General features: G+C 66.8%; 14 protein-coding genes, 1 tRNA gene and 1 pseudogene. 6 read left to right on the top strand and 10 right to left on the bottom strand.

Annotated features, from left to right (window positions below):
- Window positions 1-215: pseudogene (locus AC1D1W_RS15320) on the top strand (polyphosphate kinase 2 family protein); the annotation flags it as partial.
- Between the two features lie 36 nt (window positions 216-251).
- On the opposite strand, the gene AC1D1W_RS15315 reads toward AC1D1W_RS15320, so the two are convergent.
- Entirely contained in the window at window positions 252-482 is a 231-nt protein-coding gene (locus AC1D1W_RS15315; protein WP_243180978.1) for an exodeoxyribonuclease VII small subunit, read from the bottom strand.
- 138 nt (window positions 483-620) lie between these two features.
- Entirely contained in the window at window positions 621-1907 is a 1287-nt protein-coding gene (gene xseA, locus AC1D1W_RS15310; protein WP_476944131.1) for an exodeoxyribonuclease VII large subunit, read from the bottom strand.
- A gap of 254 nt (window positions 1908-2161) precedes the next feature.
- On the opposite strand from xseA, the gene AC1D1W_RS15305 reads away from it, so the two are divergent.
- Both AC1D1W_RS15305 and AC1D1W_RS15300 read left to right on the top strand, forming a co-directional pair.
- Window positions 2162-3022, top strand: a complete 861-nt coding sequence (locus tag AC1D1W_RS15305; RefSeq protein ID WP_476944130.1) for a hypothetical protein — start codon at window positions 2162-2164, stop codon at window positions 3020-3022.
- Window positions 3023-3031: 9 nt separating this feature from the next.
- On the top strand, window positions 3032-4120 hold the full coding sequence (locus AC1D1W_RS15300) for a 4-hydroxy-3-methylbut-2-enyl diphosphate reductase (protein WP_028275712.1): 1089 nt from the start codon (window positions 3032-3034) through the stop codon (window positions 4118-4120).
- A gap of 111 nt (window positions 4121-4231) precedes the next feature.
- On the opposite strand, the gene AC1D1W_RS15295 is transcribed toward AC1D1W_RS15300, so the two are convergent.
- Complete coding sequence (locus AC1D1W_RS15295) at window positions 4232-5470, bottom strand: DNA recombination protein RmuC (protein WP_476944129.1); 1239 nt, start codon at window positions 5468-5470, stop codon at window positions 4232-4234.
- A gap of 220 nt (window positions 5471-5690) precedes the next feature.
- On the opposite strand from AC1D1W_RS15295, the gene ychF reads away from it, so the two are divergent.
- Window positions 5691-6776 (top strand): redox-regulated ATPase YchF, encoded by a 1086-nt coding sequence (gene ychF, locus AC1D1W_RS15290; protein ID WP_028275710.1) that lies wholly within the window; start codon window positions 5691-5693, stop codon window positions 6774-6776.
- Between the two features lie 48 nt (window positions 6777-6824).
- Here the strand turns inward: ychF and selB are convergent, their stop codons facing one another.
- The 3 genes from selB to AC1D1W_RS15275 all read right to left on the bottom strand — a co-directional run bounded on the left by selB (window position 6825) and on the right by AC1D1W_RS15275 (window position 10086).
- Window positions 6825-8621, bottom strand: a complete 1797-nt coding sequence (gene selB / locus AC1D1W_RS15285) for a selenocysteine-specific translation elongation factor (protein ID WP_243180970.1) — start codon at window positions 8619-8621, stop codon at window positions 6825-6827.
- A 3-nt stretch (window positions 8622-8624) separates the two neighbouring features.
- A complete protein-coding gene (gene selA, locus AC1D1W_RS15280; RefSeq protein WP_243180968.1) occupies window positions 8625-9956 on the bottom strand; it encodes an L-seryl-tRNA(Sec) selenium transferase in 1332 nt (443 codons plus the stop codon).
- A 35-nt stretch (window positions 9957-9991) separates the two neighbouring features.
- Window positions 9992-10086 (bottom strand) — tRNA-Sec (locus tag AC1D1W_RS15275).
- Window positions 10087-10130: 44 nt separating this feature from the next.
- Here AC1D1W_RS15275 and selD point away from each other — a divergent pair.
- Window positions 10131-11156 carry a selenide, water dikinase SelD gene (gene selD / locus AC1D1W_RS15270; protein ID WP_028275707.1) on the top strand — a complete coding sequence of 342 codons (1026 nt, stop codon included), beginning with the start codon at window positions 10131-10133 and terminating at the stop codon, window positions 11154-11156.
- 17 nt (window positions 11157-11173) lie between these two features.
- Here the strand turns inward: selD and nrfD are convergent, their stop codons facing one another.
- From nrfD to fdh, 3 genes are read right to left on the bottom strand one after another with little or no spacing between them, the layout of a single operon-like run.
- On the bottom strand, window positions 11174-12265 hold the full coding sequence (nrfD, locus tag AC1D1W_RS15265) for an NrfD/PsrC family molybdoenzyme membrane anchor subunit (protein WP_243180963.1): 1092 nt from the start codon (window positions 12263-12265) through the stop codon (window positions 11174-11176).
- Complete coding sequence (locus AC1D1W_RS15260; RefSeq protein WP_028275706.1) at window positions 12262-13272, bottom strand: 4Fe-4S dicluster domain-containing protein; 1011 nt, start codon at window positions 13270-13272, stop codon at window positions 12262-12264. The genes nrfD and AC1D1W_RS15260 overlap by 4 nt, the downstream gene beginning before the upstream one ends.
- Window positions 13273-16560, bottom strand: a complete 3288-nt coding sequence (gene fdh / locus AC1D1W_RS15255) for a formate dehydrogenase (RefSeq protein WP_476944128.1) — start codon at window positions 16558-16560, stop codon at window positions 13273-13275. It abuts the gene before it with no gap.
- 261 nt (window positions 16561-16821) lie between these two features.
- Here fdh and AC1D1W_RS15250 point away from each other — a divergent pair, with 261 nt between their 5' ends.
- A complete protein-coding gene (locus tag AC1D1W_RS15250) occupies window positions 16822-17442 on the top strand; it encodes a hypothetical protein (protein ID WP_476944127.1) in 621 nt (206 codons plus the stop codon).
- Between the two features lie 957 nt (window positions 17443-18399).
- Here the strand turns inward: AC1D1W_RS15250 and AC1D1W_RS15245 are convergent.
- Window positions 18400-19035 carry an alpha/beta fold hydrolase gene (locus tag AC1D1W_RS15245; protein ID WP_476944132.1) on the bottom strand — a complete coding sequence of 212 codons (636 nt, stop codon included), beginning with the start codon at window positions 19033-19035 and terminating at the stop codon, window positions 18400-18402.
- Window positions 19036-19287: the final 252 nt, after the last annotated feature.

The raw sequence follows: 19287 nt of genomic DNA, 5'->3' as shown, positions 1-19287 counted from the left end.
CCTTCTGGAGCGACTACATGGATGCGTACCAGGAGGCGTTCGAGAAGACGGCCACTGACATCGCGCCCTGGTACGTCGTGCCGGCCAACAAGAAGTGGTACGCCCGCATCGCTGTCCAGCAGCTGATGCTGGACGCCCTGGAAGGGCTGAAGCTGCAGTGGCCGGATCCGGAGTTCGACGTCGATATGGAACGGGATCTGGTCGAGCGCTCCTAGTACGGAGGGAACCGGCGCGCCGCGGCGTGCCGGTTCCTAGTTCTTGTCCGCGGCCTGGTCCCGGGCGGCGGCGAGACGCTTGCGGGCGCCTTCCAGCCACTGTTCGCAGCGCTTGGCCAGTGCCTCGCCGCGCTCCCACAGCGCGAGCGATTCCTCCAGGCTGGCGCCGCCGGCCTCCAGCTTGCCCACCACTGCGACCAGCTGCTCGCGGGCGTCCTCGTAGCTGAGGGCCTCGACGTCGGCGTTCGGGCTGGATTCTACTGCCATGTGGGTGCTCCTTGGTTGTCGCGGTTTGTGCCGCGGTGATGCTGTCTGTGGTGCTGACCGTGGTGCCTGTTTGGGGCGCTGACGGGTGGCCGTGTTGGCGCTGACGGGTGGCCGTGTGGCCACGACCGTCCGCCTGGGTTATTCCTCGGCCGGTTCCTGGCCGCCGGTGGATTGGGCGGTGAACCGGCCGCCGGCCACCCGAACCGTGAGGTCCGTGCCGGCGGGCGCCTGGGACGGATGGCGCACAACGTCCCGGTGCGCTGCGGGGGCGTTCCCGGCGCCGGCGAGCTGGACCACTGCGTAGCCGCGATCCAGTGTCTTTTGCGGCGAGAGTGCACGCACCTGCGCCTTGAGGTGGACCAGTTGGTCCGCTGCCCGCACGACGGCGGCGCTGATCGCCGAGTGCGAGCGGATCTTGAGCCGTTCGACGTCCTCGTGGCGCTGGCTGATCATGACGTCGGGGGAGAGCAGCACGGGGCGCGAACGCAGGGAGGCCAGCCGGTCGCCCTCGCGTTCAACGAGCCGGGTGACTCCGCGACGGAGCTGGTCCTGTGCCTGCCGGACCCTGACAAGCTCCTCGGCGACGTCGGGAACTATCCTCTTCGCGGCGTCGGTGGGCGTTGATGCCCTGAGGTCTGCGACGTCATCGAGGATGGGCCGGTCCGCTTCGTGCCCGATCGCGCTCACCACAGGGGTGGACGCGTCAGCGACGGCCCGGATGAGCTCCTCGCTGCTGAACGGCAACAGGTCCTCGAGGGCGCCCCCGCCGCGGGCGATGACGATGACGTCGACCACGGGGTGGGCGTCGAGTTCCCGCAAGGCCGCGATCATCTGGGCTACGGCGGTGTTCCCCTGGACCGCTACTTCGCGGATCTCGAATTCGACGGCCGGCCAGCGCAGGGCGGCATTGCGCAGCACATCCTTCTTGGCGTCAGAGTCGCGGCCGGTGATCAGGCCGATCCGGTGCGGGAGCAGGGGAAGCCGCTTTTTGCGGGAATCGGCAAAGAGTCCTTCGGCGGCGAGGGCCTGGCGCAGCCGCTCGATCCTGGCCAGGAGGTCGCCGAGGCCCACGGGCCGGATGTCCTTCACGGACATGTTCAGCCGGCCCGTCTTGAGCCAAAATTCTGCCTTGATCAGGGCTACAACCCGGGAACCGCGTTCGAGCGGGGCGGCCTGGCGGTCCAGCACTGTGGTCCAGACCGATGCCGGCAGCGAGATTTCGGCGTCGATGTCCCGCAGTGTCAGGTAGGCGTTGCTGCCACGCCGGTTGAGCTCGATTACCTGCCCCTCAACCCACGCCGAGGGCGCGCGGTCGATATGCATCTTGAGCTTCTGGGACAGCAACTGCAGCGGCCAGGGGTTGTCCGGACTGGTTTCGGCCGCGGTGGCCGGTAGCGTGGTTGCTGCCGCCGCGTCCTCAGGCATGCGTGGGCTCCATGGCCGGAAGTGCCTGGTGGAGTGCCTTGTGCATATGTGTGCGTTCCTTTGCTGCGTGCCGGTTACTGCATGTCCTTACACCGGGACTGCCGGCGGCCCGCTTCCCGGCGGGTGGGCCGGCCGGCAGCCGGAAGTTGTCTCTGTCAACTCTATCCATAGCTCTACCACCGGGGTCCGACTTTATGGCCGCGCCCGGCCCCGCCCTAGGATGGGAGGGATGCCATCAACCTCCTAGGAATCCCTTGCGCACTTTTGTCTCTGCCGTCGCCGTCCTCATCGGGCTCCTGATGGCAGCCGTCGCCGTTCCAGCCATGTGGGTGGACCAGAACATCGTCCAGGAAGAGGGCTTCGTCGCCCTGACCGCGCCGCTGGGCAAGGACCCGGCGTTCCAGCAGCGGCTGGCCGCGGCCGCCGTCGACGGACTGGCCGCCAGCGCCGGCATTCCCGAAGCCTTCACGGAGCTGGCCCGGCCGGTCCTGGACAGCGCGGCGCGCTCGCTGACGGGACTGCCCGGCTACCCCGACGCCTGGGCTGAAACCCTGCGCAGGAGCCACCGCCTCACGTTCGCGGACCCCAGCACGCTGCCGCCGGAGGTTGACGGCACGTCCGCGCTCACCCTGGATGTCGCGCCGCTTGCCGGGCTGGTGGCCAAGCAGGTCACTGCGGCGACCACCCTTCCGCTGGAGGCGCCCGGCCAGGTGCTGATCCATATCGGGCAGTCCGACCAGCGCCAGATGATCGAACGCGTTACCGTCTACGCCCCGATGGGCTACGCCGTTGCCGTCGGCTCGGCCATCGCCTTCATTCTGGCGTTCGTTGCGGCCCGACGCCGGTGGACCGTGCTGGTCGGGATGGGCGTTGGAACGCTGGTGCTCGCGGGGGTGTGGAAGCTGGCCAGCGATGCCGCCGGCGCCGCGGTTGCCGGGACCTCGAGCGGCAACGATGTGGCGGAGCTGTTCAAGAACGAGTTCGTCGCGGCGTGCTCTGCCAGCTTCGGCCAGTGGATCGTCGCTGCTGCCGTCGCGGGAGCGGCACTGGTAGCCACGGGAGTGGCTGTCCGGGTCGCCGGCGGGCGCAAACGGGGCAGGATTGAACACCGGTAGCATGGGAGCATGACCACCACCGCTGTCTCCGTTCCGATGCCATCCGTTCCGCGCAGGCGGCGTTCACCGGAAGACGTCCTGGCCGCGGCCCCGGTCGCCGGTCCCAAAAAGGTCCTTCTGGCAGCCCCGCGCGGCTACTGTGCCGGCGTGGACCGTGCAGTCATCGCGGTGGAAAAGGCCCTGGAACACTACGGCCCGCCGGTCTACGTCCGTAAGCAGATCGTGCACAACGTCCATGTGGTCAGCTCACTGGAGGAAAAGGGCGCCATCTTCGTCGATGAAACCGACGAGGTCCCGGAAGGCGCCCTCGTGATCTTTTCCGCGCACGGAGTCTCGCCCGCCGTCGTCCAGTCCGCCGAGGACCGCGGCCTGCGCACCATTGACGCGACCTGCCCGCTGGTCACCAAGGTGCACCGCGAAGCCGTCCGGTTCGCCAAGGATGACTTCGACATCCTGCTGATCGGCCACGACGGCCATGAGGAAGTCGAAGGCACCGCCGGCGAGGCCCCCGAACACATCCAGATCATCAACGGCCCGCACGAGGTCGACAAGGTCACGGTCCGCGACCCGGAAAAGGTCATCTGGCTCTCGCAGACCACCCTCAGCGTGGACGAAACCATGGAGACCGTACGCCTGCTCAAGCAGCGGTTCCCCACCCTGCAGGACCCGCCCAGCGACGACATCTGCTACGCCACCACCAACCGCCAGGTGGCCATCAAGAAGATTTCGCCCCAGGCGGATCTGGTGATCGTGGTGGGCTCCGCCAACTCCTCAAACTCCGTCCGCCTCGTGGAGGTGGCACTGGAATACGGCGCCAAGGCCTCCTACCGGGTCGACTTCGCCAATGAGGTTGACGAGACGTGGTTCGAGGGCGTCGCCACGGTGGGCGTGACGTCGGGGGCCTCCGTCCCGGAAGTCCTCGTCAAGGACGTGCTGCGGCTCCTCGCCGACTACGGCTACGGATCGGTCGAGGAAGTCGTCACGGCCGAGGAAGACCTCCTGTTCTCCCTGCCGAAGGAGCTCCGGGCCACCCTGAAGCAGGCCGGCGACGTCACCCGCGCCCTCGGGGGCCGCGGCACCCGCCCCGAACAGTCCTAGGCCCCGAACAGTCCAAAGCACTGGACAGTGCTGGGCACCGAACAGTGCTGGGCACCGAACAGTCCTTGGTACTGGACAGTCCTTGGGCGCTGAGACCCAGGCGCAGTGCACCTAGGCCGCGGACTCTTCTGACTCGTCACGGGACTGAAGTTCCGGGGCTGCGACTGCCCGCGGTGTGACTTCGACGGCGGGGGGAGTGGCCAGTCCGGCGGTTTCCAGGGCGTTGAGTTTCCTCGCGGTGGGCAGGACGCGGGCCTCAAGGGTCCCGACCATGGAGTTGTACCGCTCAACCGAGGTCTTCAGCGAGGACCCCAGCTTGGTGACGTTCTCGCCGAGCGTGCCCATCCGGTCGTAGAGCTGCCGGGCGAGCTCGAAGAGTTCCCGGGCGCTGTCCGTCAACACGTCCTGCCGCCACGTGAACGCCACCGACTTCAGCACCGCCAGCAGGGTCCCGGGGGAGGCCAGGACGACGTTCTTGGCCAGTGCGTAGTCCAGCAGGGCCGGGTCGGCTGTGAGGGCGGCGGCCAGGATCGATTCCGCCGGCAGGAAGCAGACCACCAGTTCCGGAGAGTTGCCTGGGATGTCCCAGTACTTCTTGCTGCCCAGCGCGTCCACATGGGCCTTTAGGGCCTTGGCATGGGCGGCGAGGTGCGCCTGCTGGCCGCCGGGCAGCTGCGAGGACTGCTGGCCCGCCTGGGCGGCGCCGAGGTCCTGGGCGGCAAGGTACGACGCCAGAGGGACCTTTGCGTCGACCACCAGCTGCTTGTCGCCGGGCAGCTGCACCACGAGGTCGGGCCGGAGGCTGCCGTCCGTGCCGGAGCTGTGGGCCTGCCCGCTGTGGAGCTGTTCGTGGAAGTCCACGTGCCGCAGCATGCCTGCCGCCTCGACCACCCGGCGCAGCTGGACCTCGCCCCACTGGCCGCGGGCGCTGTTGGAGCGCAGGGCGGACTCCAGCGCATGCGTGGACCGAAGCAGCTGCTCATCGGACAGGCGGGCCTCCTGCAGTTGCTGGGCCAGCTGGCCGTACTGCTCCAGCCGGTCGCGTTCGAGCAGGGATACCTGCTGCTGCACGGCGGTGAGCTTTTCCGCCACGGGCGCCAGCGCACGGAGCACACTGCCGTCATGGTTCCGGGACTCGCCGAGCTCGCGGTTCTGGGCCGCGAGCAGGCGCCTCTCGGCGTCGGCGGCGGCGAACTGGGCGCTGACGTCGGACAGCCGGGCTGACACGCCGTCGAAGTCCTGTTCCACGGCCAGGTAGCGCCGGCGCAGCAGGACATAAACGACGGCGGCGCCCGTGACGGCGCCCGTAAGCAGCATGAGCAGGGCGAGAATCAGTGAAAAAGCTTCCATGCCTTCACTGTGGCATGCCCCTGTGACAGTTTTGGTTTCGACGCCCGGAACACCCGGAACATCCCGGGACACCGTGGGATGTACCCGCCGCAACACCCCGACATCGCCCCGCGACCGCCCCCACACCGCCCCGCGCCCGCGCCGGCACCCTGCCGCCCCACAGGTGTAGCCACGGGCCCGCAGCAACGGCTGGCCGCTGGTGCGGGTAGAATATATGCTCGTGGCTCTTACTATTGGCATCGTCGGACTGCCCAACGTCGGCAAATCAACCCTTTTCAACGCACTGACCCGAAACCAGGTCCTCGCGGCGAACTATCCGTTCGCCACGATCGAGCCCAACATCGGCGTCGTGAACCTGCCGGATGCCCGGCTTGAAAAGCTGGCCGGCATCTTCGGCTCCGCGCGCCTGCTGCCCGCAGCCGTGTCCTTCGTGGACATCGCCGGCATCGTCAAGGGCGCCTCCGAGGGCGAGGGCCTCGGCAACCAGTTCCTCGCCAACATCCGCGAGGCCGAGGCCATCGCACAGGTTGTCCGCGTGTTCGATGACCCGGACGTCATCCACGTCGACGGCAAGGTCGATCCCAGCTCTGATATGGAGACGATCAACACCGAGCTGATCCTGGCCGATCTGCAGACCATCGAAAAGGCCATCCCGCGGATCGAAAAAGAAGTCAAGATCAAGAAGCGGGAGGCGGCCGAGCTGGCGGCCATCCTGGCGGCGCAGGCAGTGCTGGAACGCGGCGACACCATCTTCTCTTCCATCAAGAGCGACAAGCTGGAGATGGAGCACCTCAAGGAACTCGGCCTGCTCACGGCCAAGCCTTTCATCTATGTCTTCAACTCCGACGAGGGAATCCTCGGCAGCCCGGAGAAGCAGGCGGAACTGCGTGCCCTCGTGGCCCCTGCCGACGCCATCTTCCTGGACGCCAAGCTCGAGTCCGACCTGGTGGAGCTCGACGAGGCAGAAGCCCGCGAGATGCTGGAAATGAACGGCCAGGATGAATCCGGGCTGGACCAGCTGGCCCGCGTCGGCTTCCACACCCTCGGACTGCAGACCTACCTGACGGCCGGCCCCAAGGAAACCCGCGCGTGGACCATCCGCCAGGGCGACACCGCCCCGCAGGCGGCCGGCGTGATCCACTCCGATTTCCAGCGCGGTTTCATCAAGGCCGAGGTCGTCTCCTTCGATGACCTGATCGAGGCCGGTTCCATGGCCGAGGCGAAGGCCCGTGGCAAGGTCCGGATCGAAGGCAAGGAATACATCATGGCCGACGGCGACGTCGTTGAATTCCGCTTCAACGTCTAGTTCCTGACCTCTCTGAGGCCTTAGAGGCGCGGGGCCAGAAAGTGCGGCTCAACGCGCCACAGTCCGGTGACCGGCATCAAGGCGCCGGGTCCAGCCGCGAGAGTCCAGATGTTCAAGCAACGGGACTGCGACTCGACGGGTCGTGCCCAGAGTCTGGCGTGCTTGGCTCGTGGTGAAGGGCTGCTCCAGACCGGCCAGTAGGCGCATCGCTAGGGCGGGGGCCGTCGGCAGTAGAACCACCCCATCGCGCAACCGCAGCAGACGCCCGGTGCGCTCCGCCGCCGCGAGCTCGCGGGCGCCCAAGCCCAGTGCGGCCAACTCCTGGGCTTCGGGGGCGTGAAACGGATGTGCGGTCAGCGTGCGCTCCACCTCGGCGATCGCTGGCTCTGCGGCGCCGAGAGAATCTCGGCTGCCAGGCAGCCGGACGTGGCCGCCCTCCGCTTCCAGCCGTGCGCCGCGGATGACGTGGGACAGCAGTCTCTCCTCGGGCAACTGCAGTAGGTCCCGCGCCGCGCCCAAGGACATTCCGGCGGCCAGCGGGTCACGTTCCTGCAATGCCTGGACCGCGGCGCGCAGCCGTTCCTGCCATGCCTCGAGGACAGGCGCATGCACCCACCAATCACCGATGACCTGGACCTCCGGGGGCGCGGCCGTCTCGGGACCGGGCAACAGCCCCAGCCGGTGAAGGTGTTCTGCCCGAACTGCTCCGCGGGCGGCGACTTCACCGAGCACGTCGCCGGCGGGGTCGAGGCCGGAAAGCCGCTCCGCCCAGCGGGCGCCGTCTCCCCGCCGCCGCAGGGCAGGCGGATCGGCGTCGAGGATACGCGCCCCACCCAGCACTGACCGGCTTCCGGGGTCGCGCAGCACCAGCCGGTCGCCGAGAACGAGGGGCAGTTGCCTGTCAAGGACGAGCCGGGCGTGATCCGCGCCGAATGGCCGTAAACGGGCAGGCACGGACGCGGTGCCAACGTGCACCATGAGCTGTTCGGGCACAGCCGTATAGGCCAACCCTGTCGTGCGCTGAATACCGACGACGCCGGTCGTGGGCCACGCATCCGGGGTCAGCAGCGCATCTCCCCGGCGGATGTCCGTGGCGGCAACGTCCCGTAGGTTCAACGCCACCCGGCTGACGGGCTGCACGGACGCAAAGGCCGTGTCCCTGCTTTGCAAACCGCGGACCACCACGGCCCGGGAACCGTCGTGGCTGAGCAGCTGGAGCCGGTCACCCCGTTCGAGTGTTCCTGCCGCCAGCGTTCCGGTCACTACCGTTCCCGAACCGGAAATCGTGAACGAGCGGTCAACCCACAACCGGACCCGCCCTGAGGTGGCGGGGGCGGGCACGCTGGCCAGGACGCCGTCGAGTGCTGAACGCAGGTCGGCCAGACCGGTCCCGTCAATAGCGGATACGGCAACTGCGGGGGCTTCCCTCAGGCCCGTGCCGGCCAGCTCCGTGCGGGTCCGCGAGAGCACGTCCGCGATCCGACGGCTGGACGCCCGGTCCGCACGGCTTAGCACGACCACGCCGTGTTCTATTCCAAGCGCAGCGACGGCATCCCGGTGATCACTTGACTGTGCCTGCCAACCCTCGTCCGCGGCGACGACGAAGCAGACCACCGGGGCCGGTCCGATTCCGGCAAGCATGTTTCCCAGGAAGCGTTCGTGGCCCGGTACGTCGACGAACGCTACATTCTGTCCGGACGGGAACGTGGTCCAGGCGTAACCTAGGTCGATGGTCAGCCCGCGGCGCCGTTCTTCCTCCCAACGGTCCGGCTCCATGCCGGTGAGGGCGCGAACTAGGGTGCTTTTGCCGGAATCGACGTGCCCGGCGGTGGCTACGACGTACACTCCTCAGCCCACCCCGCCTGCGTCCGCGGCCTTGAAGGCTGCCAGCGCTTTCCGTATCGCGTCGAGAATCCTGTCGTCATCCGCCGGGGCGATGCAGCGCAGATCGATAAGGCACGAGCCATCGTTGACGCGTGGCAGCACAGCCGGATCACCGGTGCGCAAAAGTCCTGCGAGTCCCTCTGGGAGCCGTAGTGCCCATCCCGGCAGAGGCACTCCCGGGGCGCCGCCGCCACCTACCCGACCGTCATGGGACACCACGGGCACGTCGAGTTCCCGGGCGAGCCGGTCCGTGCGGCGCTGCAAGTGCCCGGCGTCGGCGTGCAGGGCCCGGACAACTGGCGGCGGGCCGCCCGCCAGCGTGGCTTCCAAGGCGGCAAGGGCGAGTTTGTCAGCCCGGACCGCACGGGCGAGCGGGTGGCGGGCCAACCGCGTGATGATTTCCTTGCGGCCCAGCAGCAAGCCAGCCTGTGGGCCGCCGAGTAGCTTGTCACCGCTGGCGATCACGACGTCGGCTCCGCTCACCAAGGCGGAGGCGGCGTCCGGCTCCTCCGGCAGGAAAGGGTCGGGCGACAAGAGCCCGCTGCCCAGGTCGGCCACCAGAGGTACCCCGTGGGCGACGGTCAGCGGGCTGATTTCGTGCAACGGGACAGTGGAGGTAAATCCATCGACCCGGAAGTTGCTGGGATGGACCTTGAGTACGCACCCGGTGTTCGACCCCAGAGCACCGGCGTAGTCGTGTAGGTGGGTGCGGTTGGTCGTACCTACCTCGCGTAGCTTCGCCCCCGTCGACTCCATTAAGTCGGTCAGCCTGAAGCCGGCACCGATCTCGACCAGTTCCCCGCGGCTCACCACCACCTCCCGGCCGGCGGCCAAGGCAGTCGTGGCCAACACCAGCGCTGCGGCGCCGTTGTTCACCACCAGCGCATCCTCAGCCGCGGGACAGGCGGCGAGTAATGCAGCGCGCGCCCCGGCGCCGCGCCCGCTCCGGCTGCCGGTTGCCAAGTCGAGCTCCACGTCAACGTAGCCGCTGGCCGCGATAACAGCTTCCACCGCGTCTTCAGAAAGTGGAGCACGGCCGAGGTTGGTATGGACGATGACGCCGGTTGCGTTGAGCACCGGACGAAGGGTCGTCGCCGTGCGGTCGGCTACGGCGGCGATCAGTGTTCCTTCCACTTGTCCGGGCGGGAGCTCACCACGCCGTGCCTGATCCTGGATTTGACGAACGAGGTTGCGGATGACGCGCTCGTTCAGCCTGCTCCGGGCCTTGGAGACGGCCGGCAGAGCCAGCAGGTCATCGGTGCGCGGAATCAGGCGCCGGGGATCGACCGGGTCCACAGCCCTCCTCTGCTCGCGGCGCTCGGGCCGGAAGTTGGCGGTGGCGGACGGGAATCGAACCCGCCAGGCCGAGATGCTCGGCCGCACCGGTTTTGAAGACCGGGGGGCCCACCAGGACCCGGACGCCACCGGGGCTCAATATAGCAGGGTTGCCTGAAGGAGTACGCTAGGCGGGTGAACGAGGCCCAGACGCCAGTCCAGCAACTCGGTACCGGTGCTGCCGGAACTCTCCGGCTCACCGGCTATGCCCACGGTGGCGGCTGCGCGTGCAAGATTCCGCCCGGCGAACTCGAAGAAGCGGTACGCGGACTCACCGGCCAGCCCGGCGCCGATGTGCTGGTCGGGCTTGACAGCGGCGACGACGCAGCCGCCGTTCTGGTCCGTGGGGACCTGGCCGTATTGTCCACCGCTGACTTTTTCACCCCCGTGGTAGACGACGCCTTCGATTGGGGCCGGATCGCCGCCGCCAATGCGCTCTCCGACATTTACGCGATGGGCGGGCGCCCGATTATGGCGATTAACCTCGTCGGCTGGCCCCGTGGCGTACTGCCGCTGGAATTGATGACCGAGGTACTCCGCGGTGGCCTGAGCGTGGCCGCCGAGGCAGGGTGCCCGGTCATAGGCGGACACACTATCGACGATCCGGAACCGAAGTACGGCATGGCGGTCACCGGCGTCGTCCACCCCGACCGATTGCTGCGGAACGACGCCGCCCGGCCCGGGCTGCCCATCACGCTCACCAAACCGATCGGCGTCGGACTGCTCAACAACCGTCACAAGCAGACCGGCGAAGTGTTCACCGAAGCAGTAAAGACGATGACGCGCCTGAACCGCGACGCCGCCGAGGATGCGGTGGCGGCCGGTGTGCGGGCAGCCACGGACGTGACGGGCTTTGGCTTGCTCGGACACCTGTACAAGATGTGCCGGGCCTCCGGGGTCGGGGCAGTGGTGGACCGGAAAGCGGTGCCGCACGTCGACGGCGCCCGGGAAGCGTTGCGCGATGGGTTTGTCTCCGGCGGAACGCGGCGCAACCTGGACTGGGTGCGGCCCTACCTGCGTGCCGCCGCGGGCGTCACGGAGGACGATCTTCTCCTGCTCGCCGATGCACAGACCTCCGGCGGGCTACTCGTCGTCGGTGAATTGCCGGGCCATCCAGTCATCGGACACACCATCGCGGGCCAGGGCATCGAGATCCGCTGAAACCCGGCCATTCGTCTTCAGCCGCCGGTGGTGATCGCGTCGTCGGTGATTCCGGCCGCACGGCGGGCGGCGAGCCGCGTCTTCTGCGGTTCGATGGTGTACCGCGGATCTCTGGCCGAGGCGAGGCCCGCCTCAAATACACCAAAACGCGTCAGGGCGGACGCGGTCAGCAACGCGAGTCCGGAGGCCGCAGCCGCTCCGCGGTGTCGGCCGCCCAGCAGTGTTCCCAGCCCGCCGGCGACCGCCAAACGCTCGCTCCATTTCAGCATGGCGCCCGCCTTGCCCTGGTGTAGGGGTTCCGCCGCCACCGGGTCCATCCGTTGTTTCATGACTTTCATGGCAACCACCTCACCTAAGACGCCGAGCACGGCGAGCTTCCGGGCCGGCCCCGTTTCGCGCACCGGCGTGGTGACCATGGCGAGCCCGGCAGAAGCGAGGGCTGCCGAACTTACGAAGACGAACGGCAGTTCCTCGTGGGCAGCGTTCCACGTCGGTGTGGCGGTGTCTCCGAGCAGCACTGCCGTGTAAGCCGCCAGAGGTCCGGCAAAGACGGCGGCCTCGAAGCCGGCCGGTCCCTCGACAGCCCGCAGCACGCTCCGCAACGGGCCCAGCGGAAGCCGGGATCCGCTCATCCGGTCGATCTCCGCAACCGCCGAGACCCCCGCACCTGCGCTGAAGGCGCTGAGGATCCACGAGCCCACACTCATCGGCGAAGTGACCTTGAAGGTCCGCAGCATATGCAGAAAGCGCTCCGGCCTGCCGAGGTCCTTCACAAGCGCAACAGCCCCGGCACTTACCGCTGCCAAAGCGCTCAAACGCGCGTTACGGCGCAGCGTCGGCCGCCCGCTCAACTGGCCGCCGAGTCCGAGCAAAGCCGAGCCGGCGGCAACGCCGCCCAGGAACAGGTACGCGGCCACATCATTACCCCAGGGTGCCGGCTTTACAACCGGACGGCCGTAATACGAGCTGAATTCCGGCTCGGGAACCATGGGCATTTCCCGGGAGCCGTCGCCATTGGCCGGGCGGCGGCCCGGTCCTCGTTTGCCCTCCCGCCGGCGACGGCGGGCGGGTTCCGATGGCCGGAAGCTGTCGAACTCTGAGAGGGTCATGCACGCCCTCCCAGGAATGCCACTGCAACTGCCGCGGCCATGCCCGCTACTGCCATGCCGGCCCTTCGGTACATCTGCGGAAGGTCGGCCGTGGGTACCCGTGGGTCCGGCGGAAGTCCGTAGACCTCGGGTTCGTCGAGGAGCAGGAAGACTGATCCGGTTCCCCCGACGCCGTCGTTTTCGTTCGCACCGTAGAGCCTTGCCTCCGTCAGACCTTGCGCGTGCAGGCTGGAAACGCGTTCCCTGGCCGTCTCCACCATGTCGTCATGGTCGCCGAACTTGATAGACGTCGTAGGGCACGCTTTGGCGCACGCGGGGGTCTCATCCGCGACAAGCCGGTCGTAGCACAGCGTGCACTTCTGAGCGATGCCCGCATTGGGGACGGCGGGATGCTTGGCGTGCTGGTCGTTCCTGCTGGTGGCCACCTTGACCGAGCCATCGGCGCGGCGCTCGATGACGCCGAAAGGACATCCGGCGACGCAGGTTCCACAGCCGTTGCAGACGTCATCCTGTACCACCACGGTGCCGAATTCGGTGCGGAAAAGCGCTCCGGTCGGGCACACATCGAGGCACCCGGCGTGCGTGCAGTGCTTGCAAACGTCGGAGGACATCAACCACCTGAAGTCTGCCGTGTCCGGGGGCGTGGTGTCGGCCTCGGCCAGGTCCGTCGCAGCTGGCGATGCCGTGGCCGGCGGACCAATACGCGGCATGCCCAGGCTCACCAGGGCGCGGCCTGATTCCCGCGCCTCCACAATGCGGTCCTGACCTTGCTCGATGAACGCCACATGACGCCAAGTGCTGGCGCCCAGCGCCCCGGTGTTGTCGTAGGACGACCCGAGCAGCTCCAGATTGCCGTCCTGCGGGTTATGGTTCCACTCCTTGCAGGCAACCTCGCAGGCCTTGCACCCGATGCAGATCGAGGTGTCGGTGAAAAAGCCCTTCCGCGGATGGCTGTGCTCCCAGTGGGCATCGGCGGTGGGGTCGGTCGGTCCGGACAGCTGGCCCATCTAGTCCTCCAACATCGGATTGGTAATGGCGCGGTTGCCGGTCTCGGCGGTCAGTCCCGCCCGCGCCTGATAGGCGGCGACCATTGCCCGCAGTTCCTGCCCGCGCGGCCGGCGGCCCGGGCGGATATCGCAGGAGGCGACCTTGGACTCCTGGATCTGGACGTTGGGGTCCAGCGTCACGCCAAGCAGGTCATTGGCGGCGTCGCCACTGACGACGGCGTTACTGCCCACGCCCCAGTGGTAGGGCAGCCCGATCTGGTGCACGGTGTGACCGCCCACGGCCAGGGGTTTCAGCCGGTCAGTGATGAGCACCTTCGCCTCTATGGCCGAGCGGGGCGAAATAATGGTGGCCYACCCGTAGGGCTCAAGCCCCCGCTCGGCAGCCAGTTCAGGCGAAACCTCACAGAACATCTCCGGCTGCAATTCGGACAAGTAAGGAAGCCAGCGGCTCATCCCGCCGGCGGTGTGATGCTCAGTAAGCCGGTACGTGGTGAAGACGTACGGGTACACGTCGGCGCCGGGAGTACCGGCACTTGGCGCACTGAAGTTGCCCGCGTGCGGGAACACCAACCGCGCCGGACTCTGCTGCTGCGGGTAGAGCGCGTTGGCCACGGGGGATTCCTGAGCCTCGTAGTGGGTGGGAAGGGGCCCATCCACAAGGCCCTTCGGGGCGAACAGCCAGCCCTTGCCGTCGGCCTGCATGATGAAGGGGTCATCTCCGCTAAGGGCTGCAGGGCCGCCGAGGGCCGGGTCGGGCTGGCTTCCCGGAGCCCGGTCCACCGGGAAATCGGGAACGTCGTCGCCGACCCACTTTCCTTGCTCCTGGTCCCACCAGATGTATTTCTTCCGCTCGCTCCACGGCTTACCGGCGGGATCCGCGGACGCACGGTTGTAGAGGACCCGGCGGTTGGCCGGCCATGCCCAGCCCCATTCCGAAGCCACGGGCCCTTGTTCCTGACCAGGCTTACGGTTGGCAGCGTGGTTGGAGCCACCAGCGTAAACACCGGTGTAGATCCAACAGCCAGCGGCCGTGGAACCGTCGGCGCGAAGTTCGGTGTAGGCGGAGAGGGGCTTACCGGCGTCCGGTCCAGCCAGTTGGCGGCCGTTGATCTCCGCAAGCACAGCCTCGGCATCCGGATCGCCGTGCTCATCCGTGGGATAGTCCCAGGTCAGGTCGAGCAGCGGACGGTCCCGCTCGTCCTCGGAGCCAGCCAGCTTCGCCCGGATCCGTTGGCCTAGCTCGAAGAAGAACTGCAGTTCGCTCTGGCACTCCCCGGGCGGTGCCACCGCCTGGTGCCGCCACTGCAGCAGACGCTGGGTTTGCGTGAACGAGCCGGCTTTCTCCACATGGGTGGCTGCGGGCAGGAAGAAGACTTCGGTCTCGATGTCCTCGGTGCGCAGTTCGCCGGATTCGATCTCCGGGCCGTCCTTCCACCAGGTGGCCGACTCGATCATGTTCAGGTCACGCACCACCAGCCACTTCAGATGGGACATGCCAAGCCGTTGCAGCCGGCCGTTGGCCGAGCCCACTGCGGGGTTCTGTCCAAGGATGAAGTAGCCCTCCACCTCGTCCTTGAGCATGCTCATAGTGGTCTCATATGTGCCGTGCGCCCCCRTCAGCCGCGGAAGGTAATCATAGGCCCAGTCGTTGTCCGCGGTCGCGGCTTCACCCCACCRGGCCTTCAGCAGGCTGACGGTGTAGGCGTCGGCGTCGGCCCAAAAGCCCTTTTGCTGTTTTGACCCGACGGCTGCCAGATATTCGCTGAGGCTGTCGTGGCGGCCGGCACTGGGCATCGGCAGGTAGCCGGGTAGCAGGTTGAACAGTGTGGGGATGTCGGTGGACCCCTGGATGCTGGCATGGCCGCGAAGGGCCATGATCCCGCCGCCGGGGCGCCCCACGTTTCCCAGCAATAGCTGAAGGATCGCCGCGGCCCGGATGAACTGCGCTCCCAAGGAGTGCTGAGTCCAACCCACCGCGTAGGCAAAGCAGGTAGTCCGGTCGCGTCCCGAGTTTTCCGTGATGCTGCGGGCAAGATACTCGAAATCCGCCACTTTGATGCCGCACATGTCCCGGACCATCTCCGGGGTGTACCGGGCATAATGCCGCTTGACGATCTGGAAGACCGTCCGGGGGTCTTGCAGGGTGTCGTCCCGCTGAACTTCGGCATGCTCCAGCGGCGGCCCGCCACTGCCGAAGGTGTCGGCGGCAGCACGGGCGGACGCTTCGGCGCCGTGTTCGCGGCTGGGCCCGGGCTCATGAATCGCGCCCTCACCTTGTTCCGCGTACGCCCAGGACGACGTGTCGTACGCCCTTTTTTCCGGATCGAAACCGGAGAACAGGCCGCCCAGGTCCTCGGCATCGCGGTAGTCCGCATGCACCAGCGTCGCCGCATTGGTGTACGCGCCGACGTACTCCTTGAACCAGAGGTCATTGGTGATGACGTAGTTAATCAGGGCACCCAGAAGGACGACGTCAGAGCCGGCCCGGATCGGAATGTGCTTGTCCGCGACGGCGGAGGTACGGGTGAAGCGGGGATCGACGTGGATGACCTTAGCCCCGCGTGCCTTAGCCTCCGCAACCCACTGGTATCCCACCGGGTGGCATTCGGCCATGTTGGAGCCCTGAATGACGATGCAGTCGGCATTGGCCATGTCTTGCAGTGATTGCGTCGCACCACCGCGCCCAAACGAGGCTCCCAAACTGGGAACCGTGGAGGAGTGTCAAATGCGGGCTTGGTTCTCGATCTGTACCGCACCGGCAGCCGTGAAGAGTTTCTTGATCAGGTAGTTCTCTTCGTTATCGAGTGTTGCCCCGCCCAGCGAAGCAATCCCCATCGTGCGGCGAAGCAGCCTGCCTTCCTCGTCTTCTTGCTGCCACGTCCTGCGGCGGGTCTCGATGAAGCGGTCCGCCACCATGTCGACGGCGGTGGCCAGGTCCAGGTGCTGCCACTGGGTGGAGCGCGGCGCACGGTAAAGCACACCGGTTTGACGGCCTGGCGAGTTGACCAACTGTTCACTGGCAGAGCCCTTGGGGCACAAGCGGCCGCGGGATATTGGCGAATCCGGATCGCCCTCGATTTGAACGACCTTTTCGTCCTTGACGTAGACCAGTTGTCCGCAGCCCACGGCGCAATACGGGCACACGCTCTGCACCACGCGGTCAGCGGTGACCGTCCGTGGAGTAATGGCCCTGGTCTGCGGGGATGTCACCGCCGGACCGCGGCCCAAGAGGTCGCCCGTACTCAACTGCCGGACGACCGGCCACTGAAGAAAACTGCGTCGTGCCATGAAAGGAGCCTACCCAATCAGGGCCCCGGGGAACAGGGGCGGGTACTGACTGTGGAGGAACGAGTGTCATGGTTTCCGCAACAGACCCCCTGCCAGCTTCTTCCCGTTTGTTATGTCGATTATTGGGAATGCAGACAGAGAATGCCGCTCGGAGGACGCAACGAGTGCGACTGCGGATAACGCTGACCGCCACACCGCTTTAGAATTTCTGGTAGCTGCCACCCGGGACCAGGGACGGGAAACCACGATGAAAGGAAGCCCATGAACACTGACCCAAGCAAGGCCGGCGCCGTGAATGCTGAGCCACTCACCGTGGACCCTACCGGGCAGGACCCCACCGTTAAGGACCCTGCTGCGGATGTGAAGCTGCAGCTTCAACTTGCTATTTTCGAGGCCAGCAAGGACTCCGAAGGCAAAAGCCTCGCCGAGATCCTAGAAAGCCTGCGGTCCGCCTTCGCCGCGCGCGGCGTTGCGGAACCGCCGGCCACGTGGTTAGAATCCGTCGCCTCTTCAGCGTTCTATGGTGAGCCCTACCTCCTTGATTTCCCCACTGCGATCGCAGCAGACGCCGTCGTGCCCGCTCCGAATCAGGAAGTCCGGAACCGCCTCGCGGCCCGCCGCGACCTTCGGGCGGAAGAGCTTCCGCCCGGAATCTTCCCCTCCGGGAACGATTGGGACGTGCCCGTCATCGAAGCTCCCGCGGGTGCCCCCGAGCCTGTCAACCCGGCCACCATGTCCCGGCGGGCGACGAGAATCGCTGCGGGCCTGGCGTTCGTAGGAGTTGTGGCCGCGGCCACCGTCGTGATCGTCCAGTCTGCCCGTGCATCCAACCGACACAGGACGACCCTGCGGGCCCGCACCCCTGGAGGGAGAGTCAGCTAAGGCAGCAAGCTCAGCTGCCCGCTGGCTCCCCGCCGCTTGGAGAAGAGGTTATTCTGCGACGGAACGTGGTGGAGTTCCGCTTTAACGTCTGAGTCAGCTCCGGTACCTCCCGGGAATCCTCGGCCGAAGTGTTGGGGAACTTAACGTTCTTCCGAGACGGTGATTGTTCCCGAGGCGGTGGCGGCTCGGAGTGCGCTAGCCTGAACGGCGTGGACCGCATAGACATGGATGACGCTGCAACGCTCGTGACCCTGCTGCATGATGGGAGGCGCTCCTCGTCGCTCCGTGCGCTGCTGCCGGGGTGGGACATGCTGCAGGCCGACGTCCCTTCCCGGGAACGGGTAGAGACGGCAATAGCGGTCCTGGTCGGTTCCGGCCTTGCTGAGGTCGACTCATCGTGGGGGATGCGGCTCACGGAGCAGGGCGTGCAGCTCAGGCGGTCCGTGAAAGGTGCTCGGGGGATGCGGGAGATCCCGGGGGCAATCAGCGATCTGCTGGTAGGACGCCAGTTGAGCCGTGCAACGCTGAGTCTTCCTCACGAGGTCTTTGATGCGGCGCGCGAGGACTATCTGGACGAGGCCCAACGTAGGGCTGAGCGCCGATCGCGACATCGCTGGTGGTGGCCCGACGCATCCAGGCCCCGTCCAAGGAAGCCGTCGAGCTAGGATCGCCGCGCCGCTGAGCATGCCGGCGTTGTCGCGGACGAGCTGCGCCAGCTGGGTCACCCGAACACATCCGAGTCGTTCACCCGTCTGGCCGACCACCTGCGCAGCGGTGTGACGAGGGCCGCGCAGGGAGTTCAAAGCAGACTTGTGTTCTATGCTGCGGGCGGGTTGCGGAAAGATCGCGGGCCAGCGGTTGCCAACGGCGGCCTGAATCCACAGGTCCTCGACCGTGCACCGCTGGTGGCGGAGACGTTTATTCGTTACGGAACGTCGTGGAGTTCCGCTTCAACGTCTAGTTTCTGATCTGCTTGAGGCCAAAAGCGATAGCCGCYAAGAACACGTGTTCTTGGCGGCTATCGCTTTTGCGAGCGGGTGAGGGCTTCACGGACGGTTGGTTATGAGGCGGACTCAAGCCAGGAGCTAACGGCGTCCCGTGCGCGGCGGGCTGCTCGTGGAACAGGGAGTGGCCGGCACCCTCGACGACGGTGAACCGGGACGTGGGCAGCGCTTCTGGCATTTCTTCGGCAGCGTTCAGAGGGATGAGGCGGTCCTGGGCTCCGTGGATGATCGCAGTCGGGCAGGCGCTGGACGGCAGAATCGAGCGGAGATCGGCGCGCTGCACGACTGCCTGCTGCTGTCGGAGAAAGGCTTGTGCACCGACTGGGCTGGTCATGGCGCGCCAGGCGGCTAGGAGTGCATCGTCGGATTCGTTGTCTGCTGCGACGACGCCGGGGAAGGCGGCGTCGACAACAGCGTCGAAATGGCCGCCTTCAACGCGCACGGACTGGCGCGCCCGCGCTTGGAGCTGCTCCGCGGAGTCGGCTCGCGCGGACGTGCTTACGAGTGCGAGAGCGGTGACGCGATCTGGCGCTTGTCGGATGACTTCAAGGGCGACGTACCCTCCCATGCTTGTTCCGAGAACAGCAATGTCGCCGACGTTCTCGCAAGAGAAGAGCAGAGCAGAGGCGGTATCAGGACAATCTTCACGTTCTCAGTCTTGCTGCACCCGCCGACAATAAACTATCGACGCAGGCGTTCTGGCTCACGGTAATCATTTCGACCATCAGAACAGACCAACCGCGTTGATCCAACGAACGAAACCGAATCTGTTATCAACGGGCGATGCTTACGGGCTTTACGGCCAGGTTGTTAGGATCGGGCCGACCATACTGACCATGAG

It is taken from the genome of Arthrobacter sp. P1_B4 (genome assembly GCF_056406555.1).
This window is presented reverse-complemented; position numbering and strand designations above follow the sequence as displayed.

What these genes read in the sequence shown, in the direction of transcription:
- AC1D1W_RS15315 (WP_243180978.1), bottom strand. Translation starts at nt 482, where the DNA reads ATGGCAGTAGAATCCAGCCCGAACGCCGACGTCGAGGCCCTCAGCTAC.
- xseA (WP_476944131.1), bottom strand. Translation starts at nt 1,907, where the DNA reads ATGCCTGAGGACGCGGCGGCAGCAACCACGCTACCGGCCACCGCGGCC.
- AC1D1W_RS15300 (WP_028275712.1), top strand. Translation starts at nt 3,032, where the DNA reads ATGACCACCACCGCTGTCTCCGTTCCGATGCCATCCGTTCCGCGCAGG.
- AC1D1W_RS15295 (WP_476944129.1), bottom strand. Translation starts at nt 5,470, where the DNA reads ATGGAAGCTTTTTCACTGATTCTCGCCCTGCTCATGCTGCTTACGGGC.
- nrfD (WP_243180963.1), bottom strand. Translation starts at nt 12,265, where the DNA reads ATGACCCTCTCAGAGTTCGACAGCTTCCGGCCATCGGAACCCGCCCGC.
- AC1D1W_RS15260 (WP_028275706.1), bottom strand. Translation starts at nt 13,272, where the DNA reads ATGGGCCAGCTGTCCGGACCGACCGACCCCACCGCCGATGCCCACTGG.
- AC1D1W_RS15250 (WP_476944127.1), top strand. Translation starts at nt 16,822, where the DNA reads ATGAACACTGACCCAAGCAAGGCCGGCGCCGTGAATGCTGAGCCACTC.